Source organism: Microcoleus sp. MON2_D5, from assembly GCF_036701905.1.
Lineage (GTDB): Bacteria > Cyanobacteriota > Cyanobacteriia > Cyanobacteriales > Microcoleaceae > Microcoleus.
In genome coordinates this window covers 1-6,186 of record NZ_JAUBRM010000170.1, presented here as the reverse complement: position 1 = coordinate 6,186, position 6,186 = coordinate 1, and the positions used below count along the sequence as shown (strand labels likewise).

Here is a 6,186-nt window from a genome sequence, read left to right as displayed (position 1 = left end):
CTCTACCATAGGACTGGCAATGCTTTTGGGGTGTGTCACTGCTTATACTACCACGAGAGTGACAAAAGAGGGTTAAGTGCGGTTCTAACTGGACTTTTTTTGGCATAGGGGGATTGGCGTCCCTGTGAATCGGCTGCCCTTAATTATAACTAATTATCCGAACCTGATATTACTTGACCGTCCAGGAGCGCGTACAAAGGGGTTGGGACTACCTACGTTCGTTGGAGTTTCGGTTGCGGATACCTCGACCGGAACACGACTTGACTGACCTGGAAGTCCAAGAAGCTTGGAAAAAAACTGCGATCGCGAGCCAAACGAATTCAACAGCAGTATCCATCAGCAGCAGTAGAAGTGTGGGCAATGGATGAGCATCGTCTCGGACTAAAACCTATAGTTAGGCGAGTGTGGGTAGGATATGGGGAGCAGCCCATAGCCAACGTCAATTGGCGATATCAATGGCTATGGTTGTATGGTTTTGTACACCCGTCAACGGGAGAAACCTACTTTTGGATTCTTCCAAAAGTTAACATTGAGCTTTTCAACTTAGTTTTAGAAGATTTTGCTAGAAAATTTGGAGTTGGTAAAAATAAACACATCATCTTAACTAAAGACCTACGCTGGTTGGCATACTAGCCCACAAGTTATAGTTCCTTCTTGGTCTACACTTGGAATTTATGCCCTCTCATTCTCCCGAATTACAACTGTCTCAGAACGTCTGTGGCCTTTAGTAAATGAACCAATTGGCAATCGGTCATTTCAAAATCTTGATGAATTAGAAGAAGTATTATTTCAGCGCTGCCAAGTTCTGCTGAAACAATCTTCTTTGATTAAAGGGATTACTTGTTTCCATTGGTGGCCAAAAACCAAAGCTATATCATTCCGGTGCAACCGGAATTGATATAAGGAATCATTTAGGCATTAAAGTTTGGACTAATTATTAAACAATTTAATTAAAGGCAAAGGCATATAATGAATATCAATGCAACCCCAACAACCCCCGCCGAAGTCCGCCAACACCTAATCGACGCTTTACAACTCGACCTGATCGGCCCCATCCCCGACGACGAAGCCCACGCCCCAGAAATCATCAACCAACCCCCTTCCCGCTGGTATCTCAGCGGTTTTCTCGTACCCTGGTTTGCCAAGATTAGAGGCATACGGAGCGATGAAAACGGCGAGTGTTTCCACTCGATCGATTTTAGCAAGCAGACCGATCGAAACTTTGCCGTTATTTCTCAGTATTTTGCTTTAAAACCGCCTCAATTTCCGCCAGCTTTTGGCGCAAAACCTCCTGCAACTCCACAAGTTGGTCAACCTCAGCTTGCTCCAACACTTGAGGTGAGAGCTTTTTCAAATTCCCGGCTGCCAACTTAACCTGCTTGAATTGGCGGGCTGCCCCTGGGAAATCATCCAGATTAGAATTGATAATTTCTTGCACCAATTTACGAGTTTGAGTCACCGACAATTTCTCGGCAATAACTCGATCGGTTGCTTGAACTCTAATCGGCTGCGCTTCTTCCTCTGGCAAGACTAAATTTTTAGCAGAGAGTTTAGAAAGAGCCATTGCATGAACCCCTTTAAGTCCTAATTGCCTGATAGCAGTCTTAAGGTCATCAGCCAAAGACAGCATCGGGAAAATGTTGGCATCGATAGAAGCGGGATTGAGCTGCAAATCCAACAGTGTCCGCAAAACGGCCAACTCTTGTTCATCCAAACCCACAGCGGCCAAACCCTGTTGCTGCTCGTCAGGTGCCACCGTCACCAACTCGGAAACCAAGTTCATCCGTTTTTGCGCGTTCAAGCGTCGCACCACTGTCGAGAGAATGCGGGGGATAGTTGCAGCTTCCAAACCCGTATTTTCAGACAACTCCCGCACAATAGCTTCTGCTTTATCGAGGGGATTGAGATCTTCCCGGTGCAGGGAAGTCAGCAGTGCTTTGCGGTGCAAAGCCGCGGGTTCTGGAACGATCACAGCTTGTAAAGTTTCCCAGCCCAGATTTTTAGCGCTGCGCCAGCGCCGCTCTCCATCGAATATCACCAAATCCCCCCGTTGAATCAAGATAATGGGTTGCAGTTGTCCGTCACTAGCGAGGGAACGGGACATGGACTCGATACTTTCTGGCAAAAAAGTCTGTCTGGGTTGTTCAGGATTAGGCTGAATTTGGTCTAGTGAAATGGAGAGGATACCGCTGGCGGATTCTAGTTGTTCTCGCAGTGCAGTCAATTGAGATTCCAATTCCGTTGAACCCGATTTTCGCAGTTCTTCAATTTCTGCTTTGAGTTCCTGAATCTCGGATTCAGCTTCAGAGAGGTGCATTGACTGCTTGGCGGATGAAAAATAATTTCCCAAGTCGGGAGCTTTACGGGTGGCCATAGCGATTTTAGATTTTAAATTGGGGATTGGAAGAAGTCAGTTCATGCCTATAAGCCAAAAACGAAGGATTCGTTTTCGCCGGCGCAAGTTGTGACTGTGAATCAAACACTATTTCTTTTTTTTTCCTTTTTTGGCAATAGCCGGAGCAACTCCATTTCCCATTAAAGTAGCTAACTGTTTAACAATTTCTTTGAAGTCGCCTAAAGCTGGGTGAAGCGGGCGATAAAGGTGTAATGGCAACCCTTGACCGCTGGCATTGACAAATTCTGCACTGTCCCGAATAGGTGGAAAAACGCGGATATTCATCTGCTCTAGCTGGGCTGGCAATGACTCTAAAAGTTGTCGGTGGACGGCTCGTTTCGTATCGTATTGGTTGGGTACAAACCCTAAGATTTCTGGTTGCGGCTTGAGGCGTAATTGTTTGCAATGGTGGTAGTACCACTCCAGCAGGTGAGCTGCTCCTTGAATTGATTTTGGTTCGAGCTGTACGGGCACTATTATATGAGTGCAAGCAGTTAGTGCCATCAAGGGCAAGGGGCCGAGGGTAGCGGGGCAGTCGAAGATAATTAGGTCGTGATCCATTGGATAGTCACTCAGGCAATCGCCCAGAAGATAAGCGCCACGCTTGTGCAGAACTAACTCGTCTGCTGTTTGCGTCAGCGTCATTCCGCCTTGACAAACGGTTATATTATTGGTGTGGGAACTCCAGCTAGGAGTAAGAGGCCAAGAGCCATTGAAGCTTTCTCGCATTATGGCGGACAGTGTGTGTTCTGGCTCTGGCGGATTTAGACCGCAAAAAAGGGTCAGGGAGCCTTGGGGGTCGAGATCCATAATGGCTACTTTCAAACCCCTTAACCCCAGTTCGTAGGCGAGGTGAACTGAAAGTGTGGTTTTGCCAGTGCCGCCAGCATTGCTGATGACTGCTAGTCGAATTTGCATGGTTTTGAATTAAGTAGATGATTTAAGTATCATATATCGAGAGTCGGCATCAGATATCGATATATGAGAGCATCGCGGTAAACCACCGTTGGGCCCCACGGTGAAACAGCAAGTTAATATTTAGTCTGACGAGTAGATTATCGTCAAGTTTAGTACGGGGAAGATTGTTGAAAAGAATTTAAGTTCGATCGCTAGACTGAAACACGGAACGTCATATATCGATATCTGAGGTATGGATCTAACCGCCGAGTTAACTTCGATCGCAGTCTTGGGACGGTGCGATCGTACAATGTACTAGGGAACTTCAAAGGCACGGAAGGGTTAGGCGAGTCAACTGAACAATTTGCATTAAAATACCTAGAATTAGTTGAATGTTTTCAATAAAATGCTCTGTTGTTTCAATATAAACCGTCCTATCTTCTAGTTTCATGAACCTCCAGATACTGCCTGTTGTCACTGCACCATAAACACAGGAAATGCTGTTATCTTTTTGAATATTAAAAATCTGGGCTGCCAACATTTCTGCAATGCACGGGGCAATTCCCGATTTGATATTGTCATTCTTGGCTTCGACAAGTGTAAACACGGGAGCATTTAAAGATAATTGTTCTGGTGAATGACTAATCATAAAGTCACAAATGCCATTCAGTCCTTTGACTCGATCAATATTAAATTCCGTACCGGAAAAGAGGCTGATTTGACGATCACACCGCCTGCGGAGTTCAATCAATACCGGAGCGACTATCATCTCCGATCGCGCTTTTTCCGTGTCAATTCCCAAGGCTAAGGGAATATTTTCGGCTAAGGTTTCCTTTAAAAGCTGACTGGGTGCGATCGGTTCTACAGCCGTAAAGACTTCAGATACTTCTCTAATTGTTAAGCCGAGTTTATGCTTAATATCATCTAGGGAAAATTCGCTATAAGACATAATAGTTGCACCTTTCACTCCGTCGCTCTAATTTTATATTTAGATCGCGTTCGTTAAGCCAGGAAGCTATTCATAGCTTTGTCCCGATTTTGGTAGGTTTTTACGAACGGATGTTCCCAACAGATATGACCAATAATAACCTGTGTTCCCGATCCCAGCTTGCTCTGAATCTCCAACTGAGCGCTAATCTGCTCGACCCGCTGCCACATTCCACCCAGACCAAATCCGCTGACTTGCTACTGCGGATCGAACCCGCATCTGTCGTTACGTACAGACAGGTACAGCCGATAGCATGGAGTAAACAATCAAGTGAGCGTGAGTTGTTAGCAGATTATCGGCTGTACCTCTGCTCGGCATTGCTCTGTCAAATCGTGCTGGTCTGAACAAAATCGTCCTAATGCTTTGCGATCTACCGAACGTCACATATCAATATCTGAGGTACGAACTCTAAAAACCGAGTTAACTTTGATCGCAGTCTTGGGATTTGGTGATCGTACAATCTGCCGAACGTCATATATCGATATCTGAGGTACAGACTCTCACCGCAGAGTTGATTTTGATCGCAGTCTTGGGATTTGGTGATCGTACAATCTGCCGAACGTCATATATCGATATCTGAGGTACGGGTTGTAAACACAGAGTTAACTTTGATCGCAATCTTGGGATGGTGAGCTCGCCTAATCTACCGAAATGCACTCGGTGAACGTCATATATCGATATCTGAGGTACGATTCTCAAAACCGAGTTAACTTTGAGAATAGTCTTGGGATGTGGCGATAGACTAAGGTTGAACTTCATATATTGATATATGAGGTACGAATCTAAAAACCGAGTTAACTTTGATCGCAGTCTTGGGATTTTGCGATAGTACAATCGGCCGAAATGCAATTCTGAGTCAAATCGCTGATAATATCTAAGCTCATATTGTCAACTAATTTAGTCAGAGCCAGAGCAATTTGCTTCTGCGACAGGGGAATTCGCTCAATCAACAGCCTTACCGCTTGCTCATCTCCACAAGCGGCTGCTTTGTAAAGCTTCTCAATCAACTCCCTCGGCAACACAGACAGCGACTTAGAAGTCAGTTGCACAACAGGCTCATCCTGTTCGGACTTCCTAGACGACTCCTCTTCATAGATATAGCGAACTCCCAAATGAAGCGCCATCTTCTCAAAAATTACTGTTTCTCGGAACGGTTTGGCAACAAAGTCATCGAAGCCGTTCGACATGGCGAGTTCCTGGGTTTTAACAAAAGCATTAGCGCTCAAAGCAATAATCTTAGTGTTAGAACCGTTCGGCCGTGCTCGAATTTTTTGAGCAGCTTGAAAGCCGTCTAGAACAGGCATCCTCAAATCCATCCAAATTAAATGCGGCTTGTACTTTCGCCACAATTTAACAGCCAGGGTTCCGTTATCCGCGAACCACACAAGAAAGCCAGCCGACTTCAATATCTGAGTTAGCAGCAACCGATTTGCCGACTCATCGTCCGCTACCAGAATGCGATACATTTGTTGGTTGGATGCCAACCCCTTCACTCGTTTTTGCGGCAGTCTGTCATAAACTTCGCTCTCAGTAGCATGACTGACTTTAACGTAAAAACTAAAAACCGTTCCTTTCCCCACAGAACTTTTGACCTTAATTTCACCACCCATCAGCTTCACAAAAGAGTTACTGATTGGCAATCCCAAACCCGTTCCCGTTTGCGATTTTCTGCCAGCAGAAGCTTGCACGAACGGCTTAAACAAACGGCTAACCTCATCAGGCGCAATGCCTGGGCCTGTATCCTTCACAGAGAATTGGAGAAAGAATTTGGGTAAAGGTTTTTTAGCCATAGACTGAAGGCATTTTACAGTCAGCTTCACCCTACCCGCCCTGGCGGGGTGACAACCCCGCCAAAACCCGGAGCGGGTGAGGGGTTGACCGACTTGTGGTAAAAAAAGATAGGTCA

6 protein-coding genes are annotated in these 6,186 nt (G+C 45.6%); 2 read left to right on the top strand and 4 right to left on the bottom strand.

Annotated features, from left to right (window positions below):
• The first annotated feature begins 173 nt into the window (after positions 1 to 173).
• The gene (locus tag QUA47_RS29915; RefSeq protein WP_333433488.1) at positions 174 to 368 is read left to right on the top strand and encodes a winged helix-turn-helix domain-containing protein; all 195 of its coding nucleotides are present in this window, start codon (positions 174 to 176) and stop codon (positions 366 to 368) included.
• A gap of 860 nt (positions 369 to 1,228) precedes the next feature.
• Here the strand turns inward: QUA47_RS29915 and QUA47_RS29910 are convergent.
• The 3 genes from QUA47_RS29910 to QUA47_RS29900 form a co-directional block, all read right to left on the bottom strand.
• Entirely contained in the window at positions 1,229 to 2,374 is a 1,146-nt protein-coding gene (locus QUA47_RS29910; protein ID WP_190655504.1) for a ParB/RepB/Spo0J family partition protein, read from the bottom strand.
• A gap of 108 nt (positions 2,375 to 2,482) precedes the next feature.
• On the bottom strand, positions 2,483 to 3,313 hold the full coding sequence (locus tag QUA47_RS29905; RefSeq protein WP_190655507.1) for a ParA family protein: 831 nt from the start codon (positions 3,311 to 3,313) through the stop codon (positions 2,483 to 2,485).
• A gap of 304 nt (positions 3,314 to 3,617) precedes the next feature.
• Positions 3,618 to 4,241 carry a hypothetical protein gene (locus QUA47_RS29900; RefSeq protein WP_333433487.1) on the bottom strand — a complete coding sequence of 208 codons (624 nt, stop codon included), beginning with the start codon at positions 4,239 to 4,241 and terminating at the stop codon, positions 3,618 to 3,620.
• Positions 4,242 to 4,366: 125 nt separating this feature from the next.
• On the opposite strand from QUA47_RS29900, the gene QUA47_RS29895 reads away from it, so the two are divergent.
• Positions 4,367 to 4,624, top strand: a complete 258-nt coding sequence (locus QUA47_RS29895; protein WP_333433486.1) for a hypothetical protein — start codon at positions 4,367 to 4,369, stop codon at positions 4,622 to 4,624.
• A gap of 450 nt (positions 4,625 to 5,074) precedes the next feature.
• On the opposite strand, the gene QUA47_RS29890 is transcribed toward QUA47_RS29895, so the two are convergent.
• A partial coding sequence (locus tag QUA47_RS29890) for a response regulator (RefSeq protein ID WP_333433485.1) occupies positions 5,075 to 6,186 on the bottom strand: 1,112 nt, incomplete at its 5' end.

Coding starts and splice junctions, on each gene's coding strand:
- QUA47_RS29910 (WP_190655504.1), bottom strand. CDS start 2,374: ATGGCCACCCGTAAAGCTCCCGACTTGGGAAATTATTTTTCATCCGCC.
- QUA47_RS29905 (WP_190655507.1), bottom strand. CDS start 3,313: ATGCAAATTCGACTAGCAGTCATCAGCAATGCTGGCGGCACTGGCAAA.
- QUA47_RS29900 (WP_333433487.1), bottom strand. CDS start 4,241: ATGTCTTATAGCGAATTTTCCCTAGATGATATTAAGCATAAACTCGGC.
- QUA47_RS29895 (WP_333433486.1), top strand. CDS start 4,367: ATGACCAATAATAACCTGTGTTCCCGATCCCAGCTTGCTCTGAATCTC.